The sequence below is a fragment of the Providencia sp. PROV129 genome (assembly GCF_028482245.1).
In the GTDB taxonomy this organism is placed as follows: Bacteria; Pseudomonadota; Gammaproteobacteria; order Enterobacterales; family Enterobacteriaceae; genus Providencia; species Providencia vermicola.
This window is the reverse complement of record NZ_JAMPQD010000005.1, coordinates 15,038-34,562: the sequence shown is the minus strand read 5'-3', so window position 1 is coordinate 34,562 and position 19,525 is coordinate 15,038. Positions and strand designations below refer to the sequence as shown.

18 protein-coding genes are annotated in these 19,525 nt (G+C 40.1%); 13 read left to right on the top strand and 5 right to left on the bottom strand.

Translation table 11 applies throughout. The features are described from left to right. Window positions 1–116: 116 nt before the first annotated feature. The 8 genes from mdtG (at window position 117) to PSF27_RS01695 (ending at window position 8,802) form a co-directional block, all read left to right on the top strand. Window positions 117–1,343: a multidrug efflux MFS transporter MdtG gene (gene mdtG / locus PSF27_RS01730; protein WP_206086718.1), complete on the top strand. Its 1,227-nt coding sequence runs from the start codon at window positions 117–119 to the stop codon at window positions 1,341–1,343. 383 nt (window positions 1,344–1,726) lie between these two features. Beyond that, complete coding sequence (locus tag PSF27_RS01725; protein WP_206086717.1) at window positions 1,727–3,256, top strand: peptide MFS transporter; 1,530 nt, start codon at window positions 1,727–1,729, stop codon at window positions 3,254–3,256. Window positions 3,257–3,397: 141 nt separating this feature from the next. Continuing rightward, the gene (locus PSF27_RS01720) at window positions 3,398–4,192 is read left to right on the top strand and encodes a PhzF family phenazine biosynthesis protein (protein ID WP_272680767.1); all 795 of its coding nucleotides are present in this window, start codon (window positions 3,398–3,400) and stop codon (window positions 4,190–4,192) included. Between the two features lie 287 nt (window positions 4,193–4,479). Continuing rightward, a complete protein-coding gene (locus PSF27_RS01715) occupies window positions 4,480–5,898 on the top strand; it encodes an NAD(P)/FAD-dependent oxidoreductase (RefSeq protein WP_206086715.1) in 1,419 nt (472 codons plus the stop codon). A gap of 108 nt (window positions 5,899–6,006) precedes the next feature. Further along, a complete protein-coding gene (locus PSF27_RS01710; protein WP_272538704.1) occupies window positions 6,007–6,363 on the top strand; it encodes a hypothetical protein in 357 nt (118 codons plus the stop codon). Window positions 6,364–6,570: 207 nt separating this feature from the next. Next, window positions 6,571–6,978, top strand: a complete 408-nt coding sequence (locus PSF27_RS01705; protein WP_206086713.1) for an acyl-CoA thioesterase — start codon at window positions 6,571–6,573, stop codon at window positions 6,976–6,978. 598 nt (window positions 6,979–7,576) lie between these two features. Continuing rightward, a complete protein-coding gene (locus tag PSF27_RS01700; RefSeq protein WP_206086712.1) occupies window positions 7,577–8,146 on the top strand; it encodes a tetratricopeptide repeat protein in 570 nt (189 codons plus the stop codon). 218 nt (window positions 8,147–8,364) lie between these two features. Beyond that, complete coding sequence (locus tag PSF27_RS01695) at window positions 8,365–8,802, top strand: universal stress protein (protein WP_272680766.1); 438 nt, start codon at window positions 8,365–8,367, stop codon at window positions 8,800–8,802. Window positions 8,803–8,973: 171 nt separating this feature from the next. On the opposite strand, the gene PSF27_RS01690 is transcribed toward PSF27_RS01695, so the two are convergent. Together PSF27_RS01690 and agp are read right to left on the bottom strand one after the other, a co-directional pair. After that, window positions 8,974–9,468, bottom strand: a complete 495-nt coding sequence (locus tag PSF27_RS01690) for a GNAT family N-acetyltransferase (RefSeq protein WP_272680765.1) — start codon at window positions 9,466–9,468, stop codon at window positions 8,974–8,976. Window positions 9,469–9,585: 117 nt separating this feature from the next. Next, a complete protein-coding gene (gene agp, locus PSF27_RS01685; protein WP_206086709.1) occupies window positions 9,586–10,839 on the bottom strand; it encodes a bifunctional glucose-1-phosphatase/inositol phosphatase in 1,254 nt (417 codons plus the stop codon). Window positions 10,840–11,037: 198 nt separating this feature from the next. Here agp and PSF27_RS01680 point away from each other — a divergent pair, with 198 nt between their 5' ends. Further along, entirely contained in the window at window positions 11,038–11,478 is a 441-nt protein-coding gene (locus tag PSF27_RS01680) for a GNAT family N-acetyltransferase (RefSeq protein WP_206086708.1), read from the top strand. A gap of 4 nt (window positions 11,479–11,482) precedes the next feature. Beyond that, on the top strand, window positions 11,483–12,037 hold the full coding sequence (locus PSF27_RS01675; RefSeq protein ID WP_272680764.1) for a GNAT family N-acetyltransferase: 555 nt from the start codon (window positions 11,483–11,485) through the stop codon (window positions 12,035–12,037). A 74-nt stretch (window positions 12,038–12,111) separates the two neighbouring features. Here PSF27_RS01675 and fdnI read toward each other — a convergent pair whose 3' ends face one another. The 3 genes from fdnI to fdnG are packed head-to-tail and all read right to left on the bottom strand — an operon-like array spanning window position 12,112 to window position 16,706. Continuing rightward, window positions 12,112–12,768: a formate dehydrogenase-N subunit gamma gene (gene fdnI, locus PSF27_RS01670; RefSeq protein ID WP_206086706.1), complete on the bottom strand. Its 657-nt coding sequence runs from the start codon at window positions 12,766–12,768 to the stop codon at window positions 12,112–12,114. After that, on the bottom strand, window positions 12,761–13,648 hold the full coding sequence (fdxH, locus tag PSF27_RS01665; RefSeq protein WP_206086705.1) for a formate dehydrogenase subunit beta: 888 nt from the start codon (window positions 13,646–13,648) through the stop codon (window positions 12,761–12,763). The genes fdnI and fdxH overlap by 8 nt, the downstream gene beginning before the upstream one ends. A 10-nt stretch (window positions 13,649–13,658) precedes the next feature. After that, window positions 13,659–16,706 carry a formate dehydrogenase-N subunit alpha gene (gene fdnG / locus PSF27_RS01660; RefSeq protein ID WP_206086704.1) on the bottom strand — a complete coding sequence of 1,016 codons (3,048 nt, stop codon included), beginning with the start codon at window positions 16,704–16,706 and terminating at the stop codon, window positions 13,659–13,661. 290 nt (window positions 16,707–16,996) lie between these two features. Between fdnG and PSF27_RS01655 the strand changes: the two genes are divergently transcribed. The 3 genes from PSF27_RS01655 to PSF27_RS01645 all read left to right on the top strand — a co-directional run bounded on the left by PSF27_RS01655 (window position 16,997) and on the right by PSF27_RS01645 (window position 19,316). After that, a complete protein-coding gene (locus PSF27_RS01655) occupies window positions 16,997–18,082 on the top strand; it encodes a hypothetical protein (RefSeq protein WP_272680763.1) in 1,086 nt (361 codons plus the stop codon). A 146-nt stretch (window positions 18,083–18,228) separates the two neighbouring features. Next, window positions 18,229–18,765 (top strand): dihydrofolate reductase family protein, encoded by a 537-nt coding sequence (locus PSF27_RS01650; RefSeq protein ID WP_272680762.1) that lies wholly within the window; start codon window positions 18,229–18,231, stop codon window positions 18,763–18,765. After that, on the top strand, window positions 18,762–19,316 hold the full coding sequence (locus PSF27_RS01645; protein ID WP_272680761.1) for a TetR/AcrR family transcriptional regulator: 555 nt from the start codon (window positions 18,762–18,764) through the stop codon (window positions 19,314–19,316). Before PSF27_RS01650 ends, PSF27_RS01645 begins: the two co-directional genes overlap by 4 nt. Window positions 19,317–19,525 lie beyond the last annotated feature (209 nt).

Genomic DNA, 19,525 nt, shown 5'->3' with positions numbered 1-19,525 from the left:
TGAAGATATCCCAAGGAGCGTACACAAGTATGTGACCTGAGTAGCTGAGTGACGGCAACAACGCTGTCGGTCTGAATATAACAGGAAAATAAGCGGTCTGAATATAAAGGGAAAATATGACAGGAAAAGGTAATTACTGGAAAAGAAACTTATACGTCGTCTGGTTCGGCTGCTTCTTAACAGGTGCTGCCTTTAGCTTAATCATGCCTTTTCTTCCCCTTTATATTGAAGAGCTCGGCGTCAAAGACCACGCTTCGTTGAATTTATGGACCGGCGCTGTTTTCAGTATTACTTTTCTGTTTTCCGCCATCGCCGCGCCGTTCTGGGGGCGGCTATCTGACCGTAAAGGTCGTAAGTTAATGCTGCTGCGCTCTGCGCTTGGCATGGCGATTGTGATGGTCTTGATTGGCTTTGCACAAAATATCTGGCAATTATTGGCACTCAGAGCCTTACTCGGCTTGCTTGGTGGCTTTGTGCCCAATGCCAATGCGCTAATCGCCACACAAATTCCAGTGAAAAAAAGTGGCTGGGCAATGGGCGTTTTGGCCACGGGGGCTGTGAGTGGTGCGCTCATTGGCCCATTAATTGGTGGGTTCCTTGCTGACCAGTATGGTTTACGCCCCGTCTTTTTTATCACAGCAACCGTTCTATTTATCTGTTTTTTCGTCACCCTTTTTTATGTTCGCGAACGTTTCACCCCTGTTTCGCGCAAAGATGCCTTAACCAGTAAACAGGTTTTTGCCTCCCTACGGAATAAAAACTTGGTCATCAGCTTATTTTTCACCACAATGATTATTCAGGCAGCAATGGGTTCCATTAACCCTGTCATTACCCTTTATGTTCGAGAACTGTCAGACTCCCTTGAAAACCTAGCATTTGTTAGTGGAGTGATTGCATCTATTCCTGGCGTCGCCGCGTTAATCAGCGCACCAATGCTAGGTAAATTAAGTGATCGAATTGGCCCTGAAAAAGTCCTATTGGCTGTTTTAGGCACTTCAATTTTCGTGTTATTCCCGATGGGGCTCGTGAGTAGCTATTGGGAGTTAGGTTTCCTACGTTTTTTATTAGGGGCACTTAATGCCGCCTTACTACCAGCGGTTCAGACGCTAATTATTTATAATATTTCGCACCAAGTGACTGGCCGCATTTTCAGCTATAACCAAGCTTTGCGGGATGTGGGGAATGTAACGGGGCCGCTGATGGGGTCGTTTGTTGCAGCAACCTATGGTTTCAGAGCTGTCTTTTTCTTCACAGCTGCTTTAGTCCTTTTTAATCTTATCTATTCTTGGCTCATTATTCGACGCCAATCAGATGGCCTACGCGCTTCACCAACTGAGCAATAATTAGCCAGATAGTTTTTAACCAAAAACCTGATGCTTTATAAGCTTTATTGTTTTCTTAACGAAAAAATAATACTTTATATGATTAACTAACTGTTTAATAACAACTTAATCGATTCAAAATTCTTTCTTTTATTGTCAATGAAAATCCTGTATCTTCCCCTACCTTATCGTGAAAAATGAGAGTTATATCGACTTTTCACCTTAAAACCTCGCCTTTTACAATAAATTCATTCTGTTTATAGGCGATTCTATAATAATGTATGTTAAAAATATGTTTCCAAACTGAAAGTTAACATATCAAATAATAATCGACACTCAGGCGCTCGGCTTGGTGTTTTATATCATGCACAACCTCTCAAGAGATGATTTATGGGAGTTCACAGATGAATAATTCTGCGACTAAAACAAAAACTTTTTTCGGGCATCCATACCCGCTGAGTTCACTTTTCCTTACCGAAATGTGGGAAAGGTTCTCTTTCTACGGCGTTCGCCCGCTACTTATTCTGTTTATGAGTGCGGCACTCTTACAAGGCGGCATGGAGCTGCCAATTGAACAAGCCTCTGCTATCGTTGGTATCTTTGCAGGTGGTGTTTACATCACTTCGTTACCAGGCGGCTGGTTAGCTGATAACTGGTTAGGCCAACGCAGAGCGGTTTGGTACGGCTCATTGATCATTGCATTTGGTCACTTATCCATCGCAATGTCTGCATTTTTAACGAATACCTTCTTCTTTGTTGGTCTATTGCTGATCGTACTCGGAACGGGGCTGTTTAAAACCTGTATCACCGTGATGGTAGGTACCCTGTATAAGAAAGAAGATACACGCCGTGATGGCGGTTTCTCCCTGTTTTATATGGGTATCAATATGGGTTCATTTATTGCACCATTAATCATTGGCCCATTGCATGAAAAATACGGTTGGCATTTAGGCTTTGGCCTCGGTGGTTTAGGGATGTTAGTGGCGCTGTTAATCTTCCGCTTCTATGCTATTCCGCAAATGCGTCGTTACGACAAAGAAGTCGGCTTAGATTCCACTTGGAACCACCCGACAGTTCAACGTAAAAATGTCGGTAAATGGGTCACTTTTGCGATGGCATTGCTCGCGGTATTGGTTATCTTAATCGATAACGGCACAATCCCATTCAACGCATCAATGATCGCTAAAAGTTCTGCTTACGTGATTTCAACCTGTGTGGGCATCTACTTCCTGTTTATGTTCTTCTTTGCAGGTTTAAATAGCAGTGAACGCTCACGCTTATTAGCTTGTTTGATTTTACTGGTTGCAGCCGCGTTCTTCTGGTCAGCCTTCGAGCAAAAACCGACTTCATTTAACATTTTCGCTCGTGACTATACCGATCGCCAAATGGGTAGCTTTGAAATCCCAACCATTTGGTTCCAATCCATTAATGCTCTGTTCATTATTTTGCTAGCCCCTGTATTTAGCTGGTTCTGGCCATCCCTTGCTAAGCGCAATATGAACCCAAGCAGTATGACAAAATTTGTTATCGGTATTTTATTTGCCGCGGGCGGTTTCGCTATCATGATGGTTGCAGCAAACCAAGTATTAGCAACACAAAGTGGCGTTTCACCGTTCTGGCTAGTGGGCAGTATCTTATTACTGACTTTAGGTGAACTGTGCCTAAGCCCAATTGGTTTAGCAACAATGACCTTGCTAGCACCGCAAAAAATGCGTGGTCAGGTTATGGGGCTGTGGTTCTGTGCCAGTGCATTAGGAAACTTAGCGGCAGGTATTATGGGCGGTAACATCCGTAAAGACCAACTGGATTCCATGCCTGAATTGTTCTCCCACGTATCTATCGCGTTGGTTATCTGTGCTGTCGTATTGGCCGCACTGATTATTCCAGTAAGAAAGATGCTTAAAAATGCGGATAAAAACGAAGCCAAAGCGTAGTTATCTTCATTAACTTGAACTGCTCAATGACATATTGTTGTTGGGCAGTTTTCTTTCCTCCCATACGATTACTTAGCTTATTATTTTTTTCTAATCAGATTATACTCACTGTCTTATCTACCATAAGCCGGAATGTTAAGTATGTCCCTTTCTCTACCTGTCTACTATGTTGATGCCTTTACAGATACCTTATTTCAAGGGAATCCCGCAGCCATTGTACTACTGAATGATTGGCTACCTGATCATATGCTCATTGCCATTGCCGCGGAAATTAATTTATCGGAAACGGCATTTTTAGTCGGTCAGCATATCCGCTGGTTTACCCCAAAAATGGAAGTTGCCTTATGTGGCCATGCCACTTTAGCTACAGCTTATGTCCTTAACCATGTCTTACAGCAACACGCCCAGCCAATCGTCTTTAAATCACTTTCGGGAGAATTAGTGGTAACCTGCAGTGAACAAGGCCTCACTCTTGATTTTCCCATCCTTGATTCAGTTCTCAGTTCACCAATACAATTCCCTGAACTTGCTGATATTTTAGGTATTGAAATTACTGAGCTTTGGCTCGCCAAAGACCGCTATCTGTGTTTTCTTTCAAATAGACAGCAAATCGAAAACTGCCAACCAGACATGCAACGCCTTGCACAACTTCCTCTGCCAGGGTTAACAATTACAGCACAAAGTACTGAAGACGACTGTGACTTCGTATCACGCTATTTTGCCCCCGCCAAGGGAGTAAATGAAGACCCTGTCACTGGCACTTCACACTGTGCCATTGCCCCAATTTGGGCAGAACGATTACAAAAAACAGCATTGGTCGGAAAACAACTCTCGAAAAGAGGCGGTATAATCCACTGCGAGGTCAATAACGGCAGAGTTAAGCTAACAGGAAATGCAGCCTTATTCCTAACAGGTAAAATTCAAATTAATCAATAAACTACAAATTCTAGATTCAAGAGCTCATACTTCAACCAATATCCGCACTCTCAAAAATGACATTAAATGATGCTCGTCATGTGATGAGTATGACTCTTCCTTCTCTTTTGTGTTCCTTATCTCAGATTAGATAATAATTTTTTTAACATTTAATTAAAAATTTTAAATCAACGTTAAATTAGTTTACAATCATAATTATAATTAAAAATATAATTACAATTATAAGTATTACTTATTAACGCTTTGATTAACTGTTAAAAACTCATTCTATATAAGGAACTCTATAAATGGCTATTACTAGAAGAAAATTTCTTATTGGTGGCGCGGTTGTCACTGTAGCCGCTGGTGCTGGAATTTTAACGCCAATGCTAACGCGTGAAGGTCGCTTTGTACCTGGTAAGCCAAGACATGGCTTCGTTGCAGGGACGGAAGGTGCACTACCACAACAAGCTGACGTCGTTGTTATTGGTGCTGGAATTCTAGGGATTATGACTGCTATTGAATTAGTCGGTCGAGGCTTAGATGTTGTCATCGTTGAAAAAGGCAATATCGCGGGTGAGCAATCATCCCGTTTCTACGGCCAAGTTATCACCTATAAAATGCCAGAAGAAACCTTCTTACTTCACCATCTCGGTAAACATCGCTGGAGAGAGATGAATGCCAAAGTCGGTGCTGATACCAGCTACCGCACCCAAGGCCGTGTTGAAGTCCCTCTTGACGAAGAAGACTTAGTCAACGTGAGAGAGTGGATTGATACCACCAGCAAAAATGTCGGTTCTGACATCCCATTCAAAACTCGTATTATTGAAGGTGCAGAGTTAGATCAGCGCCTAAAAGGTGCACAATCTAAATGGAGCATTGCTGGATTTGAAGAAGATTCAGGCAGTTTAGATGCTGAAATTGCGACCTTCGTGATGGCAGAGCATGCCAAAAAACTGGGGATCAAAATTTACACCAACTGCGCAGCAAGAGGGTTAGAAACTCAAGGTGGCGCAATTTCAGATGTCGTTACGGAAAAAGGGGCGATCAAAACCTCTCGTGTCGTTGTGGCTGGCGGTGTTTGGTCACGCTTGTTTATGCAGAATTTAGGGGTAGACGTCCCAACTCTGCCTGCTTATCAATCCCAACAGTTAATTTCTGGTTCACCAACAGCGCCAGGTGGTAACGTCGCATTACCAGGTAATATCTTCTTCCGTGAACAAGCTGATGGCACTTATGCAACTTCTCCACGTGTTATCGTCGCACCAGTGGTGAAAGATTCCTTCGTTTACGGCTATAAATATATCCCATTATTATCAATGCCTGATTTCCCAGTGCACATTTCGTTAAATGAGCAACTGATTAACTCATTCACAGAGCCAACTAGCTGGAAATTGAATGAAGTTTCACCGTTTGAAAAACACAGAAATATGACAGCATTACCAGACCTGCCAGAACTGAATGCATCATTTGAGAAACTAAAAACCGAATTCCCTGCATTTAAAGACTCAAAACTGATTGATCAATGGAGCGGAGCAATGGCCATCGCACCAGATGAACACCCAATTATTTCCCAAGTTAATGAGTACCCAGGTCTGGTTATCAATACCGCAACAGGTTGGGGTATGACAGAAAGCCCAGTTTCGTCTGAATTAACTGCCGACTTATTGTTAGGCAAAGAACCTGCACTGAATGTAAAACCATTTAGCCTGTACAGATTCAGCTAGTTTATTCGCTTCATCGCGATCACAAAAACCCTCCAAGTTGGAGGGTTTTTTATTGCCTAATATTCCTCAATCCCTTAACATTCTCGACTTAAATCAAATGGAGTGATTATGAACAAGTTATTATTAGGAATGATGATTTCGTTAGTGAGTTTCGGCGTAGTGGCAGAGAAAAACTACACCCTAGAGCAAGTTGAAAATATGATTGCTTCTGGGAAAAAACCCCAAACTGCAACGCCTACCTTAGATGGCTCGATAGCAAAAGAGGATTTTGCAACCTGTAAATCTGGCTTAAAAGAGTGGTTAGATGGTGTTGAAAATTACCCGATTACCATCGAAAAAGATGTTGATGGTAAAGATTTTTCCGCCACTATTTGGACAGAATCCAAAGCCTTTTTGGTATCTTGCGTAAAAAGTGGTGATAATGCAAAAGCCATTCGAATGAGTGCTGAATATTTAGATAACTAACTGGCCTCATTTTATTCGTTTTCATTCACACCATATCGGTGTGGATAAATACATTTTTATCATCACGATAGCAAAATGTGCTCTATTTCAAAAACCTTCCAAACTGGATCGATTCACTTCTCATTTATTGCTGTAATTATTTGTGATGAGTATTACACTTAGCCTTAACATTATTAATACACTAAGTAACAACTGTAAGGCCCAACCATGAGTTCCATCGTTGATGATGTCATCGCACAAAAAATCGAACAATCCATTTCCCGCGTTTCTAAAGTTGTATTCCCGACCACAACTAACCACCATAGCACCTTATTTGGTGGTACAGCTTTAGCATGGATGGATGAAGTCTCTTTTATCACTGCAACCCGCTTTAGCCGAAAACGTTTAGTGACCGTTTCTACAGAAAAGATCAATTTTACACATCCCATTCCATCAGGCACGATTGTTGAATTAGTCGGAAAAGTCATCCGAGTCGGTAGAACCAGCTTAACGGTGAATGTATCCATCTTCTTGGAAGATATGTATTCTGAAGGCCGTGAAGAAGTTATCCATGGCCAGTTTAACTTTGTAGCCATTGATGACAATGGAAAACCAACACCCTTATTTGGTGAATAATATTTAAAATAACTGAAACAATCACCTTTTTGGTGTAAATAAAGTGTGAACCTATTTTTATTCACACTTTATTTATCTTTCTAACCTTTCATTATTTAAGTTTTCTATTTTTCATATCGTTATATCCAAAATCGTTAAATAAAGCCATTTTTCGTTTAAGTTATGATATTTTTTGGCATAATTCACCAAAAAGGATTTTCAACAAAAAATTAATTTTTACTTTATTCATAAAATGTCTATTAATATATAATTATCATAATTAGAAATACTTAGTTTAAAAAATAAAAAAACATTAATATTTTGTTACAACAATCATATAGCGTCATATTTTAACACCACAAAAATACTCCTATAAGATGTAATTTAGAATAGATATTGTAATTTACCCATTATGGACGTAGAGTATTTCAACACGCTAATTACCCTAAAAGGGTGTAACGCCTGAAAAGAATATTTATTATTTAAAACGCGATATCTGCACTATGGCATTACATATATGCTTGAAGTAGTTAGGCGAGTTCAATAATTAATGTGCAAAAATACATTTTATAGCCTATAAATAATAGTAATAAACATCGATGACATAAGAAATAAAACCATGCTTAGAATTCTTTCACTTATTTTTATCTTTATTTTATCCATTAATCTCAGTGTTGCTGCGGTTCCTAAAGAAACCATCAAACGTATTGAGCAAGAAGCCCAAAAAGGCGATATTAAAGCACAAGTGATGCTTGGGATTGGTTACTACCTGGGTAATGAGCTGAAACAAGACTACGGTAAAGCCAAAAAATGGCTGACGATGGCCTCAAATAAAGGCAATTCTGATGCTCAGCTATTTTTAGGCGATATGTACCTAAATGGTAATGGTGTAGAACAAAACCTTGAAACTGCGATGGAGTTATTTGAAAAATCAGCGAATAAAGGGAATGTTGAAGCACAAAACTATATGGGGCAATTTTATTATCAAGGTATTGGGGTAAAACAAAACTATATTACCGCATTTGAGTGGTTCCAAAAATCTGCTGAGAAAAAATTTCCTCCCGCACAATATCAGCTCGGAAAGATGCTTGAGAATGGTGAAGGTACCGAAATTAATGATAAATTAGCGGCTGATTACCTAGCGCAAGCCTGTAAAGCTGGCATTAAAGAAGCGTGCTCTAAAAAATAATCCAGCCCTTTTCCTCTAGATTAAAACTTTCCTATTTTGACGAACATCACCATCATCGGTCATGTTCGTTTTTATTTTTTCTTTGCTAAAAATCTGATTGCGACTACTGGCTCACACCCCATCACCAACCAATCAGTTACTATTCTAGTATGAATAATCAATATCAAAATGTATAAGAATGTTCTAAACTTATAATATAAAAGAAAAAAGGAGAATTTATGTACAATACAATTTTAGTTCCGATCGATGTAACCGAAGATGCTCTGACCAATATGTTAGTTCCACATGTCAATTCTCTGCAAAAATTGAATAATGCTAATATTCATTTTCTTGCGGTCACGGCCCCAATTTCTAATTATCTACGCTATGGTGGCACCATTTTACCAGGCGATTTCCCGAATGATGAAAAACAAGCTGAGATTATTCTTGCTGAGTTACAAGAGAAAATTAAGTTGTTTTCAATTCCTGCGGAAAAAGTGCATGCAAAGGCGAGTGTTGGTTCGGTTAAAGATGAAATTTTAGCCACTGCCGAAGATATTAATGCTGATATTATCTTACTGGGTTCACGTCGCCCGAGTATGACAACCTATTTATTAGGTTCAAATGCAGCATCCGTCGTACGTTACGCAAAAACAAGCGTACTGGTTGTCAGATAAGCTTTATTATCTACAATTTTTAGTAATTTCATCTTACTTTACCAATAATAAGCTTAAGCTCAATAAATGTTACAAAAACGTATAAATCCATACACTTTATAAGACTATTTCATCGCTAATTGCGGTAAATTATAGGCTCATAAACATTTTCGTGATTTTCACGCCCTGCTTTTATAGCGGGGTTTTTTTCGTCTTTTTATCGGCTTTTTTCAGCCTAAACCGTTTAAACGGTACGCCATCAAAATCAACCAAGCCGTCTTCAACAAATCCATAGCGCAATAATGCCGCTAGCTTAAGTCTTGTTAATGGCAAATGAATGGTTAGGGAATCAATATTCAGGGAACTAAAAGCCTTTTGGATCATTTGTACCGCAATCCGTTTGCCTTCCCCCCAAAATACTGGATGCAAAACAAGGGCTAAATCCGCATCACCGTTTTCATTTTGCAGCCCACCCCACCCCGCAAATTGTCCATCGATAACAAATGCCCAAACGCCATAACCATACAGGCTCCAATGCTGCTCTTTTCCCGCAACCCAATTTCGGCAAAATGCTTCATCAAATAGTGCATCCCCCAGAGGCATATGCTTCAATACTAATGGGTGTGTATTTAGCGCAATAATCTCAGCTGTTGGAATTTGGGGAAGTCGTAAAAACTGGATAGGCATATTTGTCACTCGATAAAATAAGATGGCTGAATTGTAAGCAGCTAAACATAAATTTCAACATGAAAAAAGCCCATTGAACATTACTATTAATGGGCCTTAACGAGGAAGATTAAACGTTTATTGTTCCAATGCTTTCGCCATCACCTTTTGGAAATCTTCCCATGAACAATAGCCATTTTTATCAACCGGGCAATCTTTTAGCTCTAAAGTCACATGTTTTGGGGGTGTCTCAAGAGATAAATAGGCATTGTCCCTAAGTTGATCTGCAGTTTGATAAACATATTCAACTTTCATAAAGTCTTTTTTCGTTTGTTTGTCTGTCCAACGCTGGAAAACCAATTTACCGCCAATTGGCGTATGCTCGTACTGCTGCGCTAACTGATACGGTTTAAAATCCATCGCTGACATCAATGAAGCAATGTTGGAATCGTGACCCACTAAGAAAATAAATTTAGCTGTTTCCCCTTTATCTACGGATACAAAGCCTTTATCAATATAATTGAGGATTGGATGAGCCACATTTTTCGCAATAATTTTTGGCGTAAATAAGGTCTCTTGGTACGCATTTTTCAGAGTATTCAGTTTTTTCCATTTCTCAGGGGTGTCCACTAGCCCCCATGCGACTTGATCTGCGGGAAAACCTTCATAATATTGTAGGTCGATAGCATCCACTGCAGAATTCGCAATTTTCAATGGGCCACTAACACCCGGCTCTTTATCTGCTTCGATAATAAAACTATTTTTTTGGCTATCGAGGTTACACAATTTATCCGTTTTGCATTTTTGAGAATCTTTAATATTCAATACGGTATCAAGTTCTTCATAACCTGCTTTTAGTGATAAACCTTTAAGATAATCATCCATTGCCGCAAGGGCTTTTTGTTTAAACTCAGGCGAGCCATTGGTAATAATCGGGTTAAAGACAGGGTCCATCTTACCAATTTCTGGCTGATGGTGGATATTCACTTTACAGCCAGGAAATGCCCCCGCTGCAAAAAACTGTGCTGTCGCTATCGTTCTTTGTAAGCTATTGGTATACAGATATATATCTTCGTTACTAGTTGGGCATAACTCATCCGCGAGTAACTTATTTTGGTCAATCCACTCTCTAAAATAATGCCCCATATATACTTCAAGCGCCCCACCTTGAGTAGTGAGATAACCGCTTTTTGCATCCCAATCCGGCCATTTTTTATCAGTCACTTCAGTGAGAATACCTGTATTAACTATTGGTGTTCGTAAATTGTGGCGGCTAAGGACTAAAACTTGGTCTAAAACCATATCTGCTTGATTGTCGGTACTTGCCATGGTTGGTGCAATCGGTGCAAATAAGGCCGCAGATAAACATAGCGTTAACACTTTGTATTTCATTAAGATACCCCTACCAATATGGAAAAGTGAAAAGACGTTAAACCGCCCCAATAATCTAAACTTATCTCATAATGACAAAGTTGACTTTTTTTTCTGAGATTAATATCTCAAAACTAGCCTTAACTAAAATTAAAATCAGACATTGACATTACAGGTCTGCAATTTAAGATTGCAGCATTATTTTAGGGAGACAAGATAATGATAGTCCAAGCTGCCACGCGTGCACATGATGATGAAATAATTCGAATTTGGGAGGCTTCTGTTAGAGCCACTCACGATTTTTTACCTGAAGAAAAAATTGACGAACTCAAAGTAGCAATTAAACAGCTATATTTGCCAAACTTAGCTGTATTTGTCGCCTTTAATGATACAGGTAAAATGGTGGGCTTTCTTGGTTACGCTGAAAATCGCCTTGAAATGCTATTTATCTCCCCAGAAAACCGCGGGCAAGGGACAGGGAAGAAGCTCCTACAATACGCCATTGAAAAATGGGGTATCACAGAGCTTGATGTGAATGAGCAAAATCCACAAGCTGTTGGATTTTATGAACATATGGGGTTTGTACAATATGACCGTTCAGAGTTAGATGGTGAAGGAAACCCTTTTCCACTCTTACATATGCGTTTAAAAATAGCGTAGTAACATGAACATTCTCGAATTAGAGACCCCGCGATTACGCCTTCGCAAGTGGCAAGAGGAAGATAGCGCCGCGTTTTATGCGCTCAATAGCAACCCAGACGTGATGCGCTACTTTCCTGCCATATTAGATGAGCAACAAAGCCAACAGTTTTTAGAAACCATCATCACAAAATTTAGCCAACAAGGTGGCTGGGGGTTATGGGCTGCCGAATTAAAAGAAACCAGTGCATTTATTGGCTTTCTTGGCTTAAATATTCCCGCCGCTAACCTGCCCTTTTCCCCCTGCGTTGAAATTGGTTGGCGCTTGCTTCCTGATTATTGGCATCAAGGTTTTGCTTCTGAAGGGGCGAAAGCCGTTATTCGGCTGGCGTTTACCCAGTTAAAACTTAAAGAGTTAGTTGCATTTACCGCGGTTCCCAACATTCCATCAGAATCGGTAATGAAACGCCTTGGCATGATAAAACAGCCTGATAACTTTTATCACCCTGCGCTCCCTGATGGTCATTGGCTACAAGAACATGTGTTGTATCGCATTAAAGCGAGCGATTACCGTAATTAAAATGCCACCAAAACAATCCCCACAAAAAAGCCATCACACTGTGATGGCTTCAGGTTGCTTAGCTTATACGTAAATTACTTTTTACTTTCCGCTTCTGCTTTAGCTTCTTTCGCTTCAACATCACGATACCAGCGTGGGTGGTGTTTCTTCGCCCAACGACGGCTCACTTTGCCTTCGATCATGCCTTTAATCGAGCCTTTAACCCAGAATGCCATATACATATGGATTAAGATTGCGTGGATTAAAATAATCGCAGCTGCTGCGTGAATAAGCAGGCTCCAACGGATCATCCACATCGGGAACATATCCGCAAAGTAAGGACGCCAAATGATAATCCCAGTCACTAAGAGTACGAAAATCATACTCATAATACTCCAGAACATCATTTTTTGGCCTGCGTTATATTTGCCAACATCCGCAACTTCGTGCTCGTTACCTTTGAGGACTTCTACAATATTCTTGATCCAAGGTAAGTCCTTTTTATCTGGAATATTGTGTTTCACAAAGCGCACAAACATAAACATCAGTACGACAAAAATCAACACACCAAAGAATGGGTGAAGAATACGCCCCATTTGTGGTGTACCGAAAGTTTCCGTCAGCCATTTCAGTGTTGGGAAAAACAGTGCAATACCTGACAACGCAACCAAGAAGAAGCTGATGACCACCGTCCAGTGGCAAGCACGGTCAATAAATTTTGTCCGTACAATCATTTTGCTTTTTTTACTCATGGTTATCGTCCTCCTCTTCATCACTCACTTCTTTGTTCGGGCCAATTCCCACATAGTGGAAAATTAATCCCGCAAAGGTTGCAATAAAGCCAATTGCAGAAAGTGGTTTCAGAACGCCTTTCCACAGATTAATTGGGGTATCAATTTGTGGATCTTCAGGCAGTCCGTGATAAAGCTGGGGTTTATCCGCATGATGCAACACATAAACAACGTGTGTTCCACCGACGCCTTCAGGGTCATAAATACCCGCTTGGGCGTAACCACGATTTTTCAGTTTCGTGACGCGCTCTGCGCCGTATTCCAGCATTTCGGCTTTTGTACCAAAACGAATAGCCCCTGTCGGACACGTTTTCACACAAGCAGGTTCTTGACCAACACTGACTCTATCAACGCACAAAGTACATTTGTACACACGATTATCTTTCGGATTCAATCGTGGAATGTTGAATGGACAACCCGCGATACAGTAGCCACAACCAATACAGTGCTCTGATTGGAAATCCACAATACCATTAGCGTACTGAATGATTGCACCTGCAGATGGGCACGATTTCAAACAGCCTGGGTCGGTACAGTGCATACAGCCATCTTTACGGATCAGCCACTCTAACTTGCCCATTTCCGTGGTTTCGCTAAAACGCATCACCGTCCACGATTTGGCACTTAAATCCGTAGGGTTATCGTAAACCCCTACGCAGTGGCCCACTTCGTCACGAATATCATTCCACTCAGAACATGCCACCTGACAAGCTTTACAGCCAATACAGGATGACACATCAATAAGCTTACACACTTCCAGCTTATCATCACGCGCCTGCGGCGGAGGCGTAATGCTATTGGTCGCGGAACGTTTAATAATGTCTTGAGATTGCATGGACATGTTCCCTCCCTTACGCCTTCTCAATGTTAACTAAGAATGCCTTATACTCAGGAGTCTGAGAGTTAGCATCGCCCACAGATGGCGTTAACGTATTGGTAATGAAACCTTTTTGTGTTGCGCCTTCAAAGCCCCAGTGAATTGGCAGACCAACCGTTTCAATCGGTTTGCCATCAACCATCAGGGTTTGCAATCGTGGTGTCACCACAGCGACCGCTTTGATAAAGCCGCGTTTACTGCTGACTTTGACTTTATCACCCAATGCAATGCCCTTCGCTTTCGCTAAGGTTTCACTGATTTCCACAAATTGCTCTGGTTGAGCAATCGCGTTTAAGCGAGCGTGTTTTGTCCACGTATGAAAGTGCTCAGTCAAACGATATGTGGTTCCTACATAAGGGAAATCTTTGTGATCACCAAGACGCTTCTTGTCTTCATCAAAAATTCGCGCAGCAGGGTTAGACACCACATTTGGATGCAATGGGTTTGTACCTAATGGCGTTTCAAACGGCTCATAGTGCTCAGGGAATGGCCCTTCAGCCATCTTATCGATAGCAAATAAACGCCCTAACCCTTCAGGTTGCATGATAAATGGACCTGTTCCTACTTCTGGCGCAGAAGCGTTAAAGTCAGGAATATCGTTACCTACCCATTTTTTACCGTTCCATTCGATAAGCACACGGTCTTTATTCCATGGTTTACCTTTGGTATCACAAGATGCTCGGTTATAAATCACACGGCGGTTCAAAGGCCATGCCCATGCCCAACCTAGTGTATTACCGATACCTGATGGGTCGCTGTTATCACGGTTCGCCATTTGGTTGCCTTTTTCTGTCCAGCAACCAGTGTAAATCCAACAAGACGAAGCGGTTGTACCGTCATCACGCAGCAATGCAAAAGAACTGAGTAACTCGCCTTTTTTCGCCTGAAGATTGCCATCCGCATCATAGAGGTCAGCCAGTGCAATACCGTTGTTCTCTTTCGCAACTTCTTCTGATTCAGGGTGGAATTGCTGTTTGTAATTCCATTTCATCTGCATCAGAGGTTCTTGGCCTTGGCCGCCCTCTTTTTCATACATTTCACGGATTTTATACAAAATACCCGTTAAGATTTGGCCATCATTACGCGCTTCACCTGGGCCATCCGCAGCCTGCCAGTGCCATTGTAACCAACGGCCTGAGTTAGCGATTGAACCATCTTCTTCCGCAAAACAGGTTGATGGTAAACGGAACACTTCAGTTTGAATTGAAGCGGTATCGACGTCATTCATCTCACCGTGGTTTTGCCAGAAATTTGCTGTTTCTGTGACCAGAGGATCAACAACCACTAAATATTTCAGCTTGCTCAGGCAACTAACCACTTTATTTTTGTCTGGGAAAGACGCAACTGGGTTAAAGCCTTGGCAGATGTAACCCGTCACTTCGTTACGGCTCATCATGTCAAAATACTTCATCACATCATAAGCTTGGTCCCATTTAGGTAACCAATCGAAGCCCCACTGGTTATCTGCTTGTGCAGAATCACCGTAGAACGATTTCATCAAACTGACGAAGAATTTAGGGTAATTACTCCAGTAGTTCACCTGATTCGGTAATGTCGCTTTTGGCGTGTTTGCCGTCAGGTAATTATCGACAGTAAGATGTTTTTCTGAAGGTAATGTCAGGTAACCTGGCAAACTAGTAGATAACAGGCCTAAGTCTGTCAAACCTTGAATATTTGAGTGACCACGCAATGCGTTCACACCACCACCAGCAACCCCCATATTACCAAGCAGTAATTGGATCATTGCCATGGTACGGATGTTTTGCGCGCCTACGGTATGTTGTGTCCAACCTAAGGCATACAGGAACGTACCTGCTTTATCAGAAGCGCTGGTCGTCGCGAGAATTTCGCAAACTTTTAAGAAATCGGCTTGTGAAGTACCACAAATTTTTTCAACCATCTCAGGCGTATAGCGTGAGACGTGCTTGCGAAGTAAATTCCAAACACAACGTGGGTCTTGTAATGTGTCATCGCGCAGTGCGTGACCATTTTCATCAAATTTGTAGTTCCAGCTGGTTTTGTCATAACTGCGTTTGTCAGCGTTATAGCCACTAAATAGACCATCTTCAAAGTCAAAATCATCTCTGACAATTAACGCCGCATTGGTGTAGTTCTGAACGTATTCAGCATTGATTTTATTATTTTCAATTAGATACAGTAAAACGCCCGATAAGAAAGTAATATCGGTGCCTGAACGAATTGGCACATAATGGTCTGCGACTGATGCGGTACGCGTAAAACGCGGATCGATAACAATCAGTGTTGCATCATTATTATTTTTTGCTTCAATTGCCCAGCGGAACCCAACAGGGTGAGCTTCCGCAGCGTTACCGCCCATTACGACGACAACATCCGCATTTTTAATATCAACCCAATGGTTGGTCATCGCACCGCGACCAAATGTTGGAGCAAGACTTGCTACCGTTGGTCCATGTCAGACACGCGCTTGGTTATCAACCGCCAGCATACCTAGCGATCGTGCGAATTTTTGGGTCAACATTCCCGTTTCGTTACTTGCAGCAGATGCACATAACATCCCTGTGGATAACCAACGGTTTACTGTTGTTCCTTGTTCATTTTTTTCAATGAAGTTTGCGTCGCGGTCATCTTTCATTAATCGCGCAATACGCGTGAAAGCATCATCCCAGCTAATACGTTCCCATTTATCAGAGCCTGGCGCTCTATATTCTGGGTAACGTAAACGATTTTCACTGTGAATGTAATCCAGCAGGCCAGCCCCTTTAGGACATAAAGCACCACGGTTTACAGGGTGGTCGGAGTCTCCTTCGACGTGGAAGATCGCGGATTTAGCATTCATGGCACCATCGCCCATGCTATACATTAATAATCCACAACCGACAGAACAGTAAGTACAAGTATTACGCGTCTCTTTAGAACGTAGTAATTTATATTCACGTACATTAGCTATTGCCATTCCAGGCATAAAACCTAACGCAGCTACAGTTGTACCTGCCATCCCGCCAGCACAGATTTTAAAAAACTTTCTGCGACTAACGTTCATTGCTACCTCTTTATATTTTTTGTATAAATCGGTGAGAGAATAGCAGCCTAATATGATTAGATATTGCCTAAAATCAATTAAAGTGAAAATAAAAGTTTAATTAATATTAACTGAGTAGTTAAACAACAATTAAAATTACCACCAATAGGGTATTTATTGTTAAATTGATTTGGATCAATTGTTACAATCGGAAACCTTTAAGTTAAATAAATTTTATTTGGCGTTTTTTGAAATCTACATTTCAACATAATAATTATAATTTACAAAAACACTCAGTTTTAAGGTAAATTATGCCACTTAACGTAAATAATGAAATTTCAATACTATCAAATAGTAAAATAAAAAACATAAATCCACTACAAAATAATACTTCGAGTTTCATCAGTCATCTCCATAATGTGGAGAGCAGCCAAAACCCCTTCGATTTATTAAGTACTAGTCAACAAAAAATAGCAATTAATCAGGAACGTGATGAATTGAAAAATAATATTCAGCATGACATAAAAAAAGCGGCTATTTACGGTATTAGTAAACATCAATTAGAATGTGCTGACTACATGAGAGCTGTTAATAAAGAAGTACAAACCATCATGATAGGCAGTTTAAATCAAAGTATTGGCCTAAATAAAGTGAATGTTTACCCATTATGTAGTGTATATGGCGAGCTGGACGAACAGTTAAATGCTTTTGTTAACGCGCTAGAAAACCGCTCAACGGTGGACGCTGATTGGGTTCTAAAATCATATCTTCCTTTCGTTAATCAATGGCAAGTTACGCTAGCGAATAACAAGCATAAAATCGATATATTTCAATATTTAGCTAAAAAGAGTAACACACAGGAACAACTCAAAGAATTAAAAAAACTCATCATAAAAAATACATCACCAAAAACTAATAGCAACGAACTGTACAATTTTATTAAAAATAAGATATTACCGTGTCAATCCCTATCAGAATTTCGAGCGAAATTACAAGATCTATATCAAACTAACAAGGAGGATATAAATTGGAATTCATCTGGCTTATTTAATTTAATTGAAAACCATTTTTTTAGAAATACAAGTAAAATCGGATTGAATTTCTTTCTCCAACACCACCATTCAATCATTCTCACTTGGAACCAAAATGATGAAAAAGGTTTTTTACTCAGTGACATCAATCAAAAAAATTTCAAACATGGTTTTAGACGGCTATATAATAATAAAGAGTGCATAGAACCCATCACTTTTTCAGAGATCAGGCATCTTGAGAGAAATAAAAGCCAGTTTTCAAATAACATCATTAGAATACTATTACATAGTGATAGCGCTATGATATCGAAGGGTTTTGATGATAAGTGGTTTGAATACAAAGACAGCGAAATGATTGAGCAGTAATCTAAAAGAAAAGAACGAGAAAAATTAGTACTCAGGCTGCATGTTATCAATAACTAAACAAAACATATATAGCCACATTATTAAAACTAGCATTCCTATATTTTTACATTATTATACACCGTATAATTAATTCTGGAGGTATCATAATGATCACTGGGCATGTCTTCATAGCAACCAGTTTAGATGGCTATATTGCACGTAAAAATGGTGATATTAAGTGGCTTTTACAACAGGACCTGCCTGATGAAAATCATGGCTACGAAAGCTTTATCAACAACATCGACGCTATCATCATGGGTCGAGGAACATTCGAAACAATTTGTGACTTCACACCTTGGCCCTATGAAAAACCTATTGTGGTGCTTTCATCCAAGCTCTCCGCACAATCCGTACCTGAGCATTTAATCGGTAAGGTACGGTTTTCAAACCAGACTCCAAAGCAAGTCATGCTAATGTTAGAGGCTGAAGGCTATAAGCGTGTTTATATCGATGGTGGGCAAGTTGTTCAATCCTTTTTAAAACAAGGGCTAATTCACGACATTATTATCACTAAAATTCCTATTTTATTAGGTGAAGGACGTTCTTTATTTGGCCCTCTATCCCATGATATTTGGCTAAAACATTTAAATACTCAAAGCTTCCCTTCAGGGTTTATTCAATCTCATTATGAGATAGTCAAATGACAGAACGTAAACCTGGACGCCCGAGATCACAACAACTCAACATATCACCTGAAAATATTATTGCGAAAGCAATAGTGATATTAGATGAAAAAGGGATTGAGAAATTATCTATGCGGTTAATAGCCAAGGAGATGGCCATCACACCAATGGCTATTTACCACTATTTTTCTGATAAAAATGCATTAATTAAAGCTATTGGTAACACGCTTTATCATGATGTTAATATTGCAGATATAAAAGGCATTTACCCCAAAATAGAAAACCTTTTACTTAGATATCGCGAAAAAATCATTCAATACCCGCAAATTACGTTAGCAATATTTAGCACACCTAAGTTATTTCCCGAGCAAGCCTCTCGCATAACCAAGGAGCTAATCCAGTTATTAACGGAGTTAGGATTATCAACACAACAAGCAACCCAATGGGGGCACATTTTAATCGACTATACTCACGGCGAAGCTTTAGCAACAGCAACCAATGATCAGCTTATTTATGGCAAAGCAAAAGAAAATTATACTGATACATTAAAAATGCTCTTAAATAATATATAAAACGTAATTTTAATGCCATTATTCTAAATACTGAACGAGGTTTCCCCGCAGAAAAATTTTATAAACGGAATGATTTTACTGAGCATAAAGGACTAATTATTATGTCGAAAATAGTCAAATAAATAACGCTTTACTACTGTAACCCTTTTACTCCCTACTACTTTTTATTTCTGCTACTATAACTGCCTTCTTTTCTATCATCTTATTGG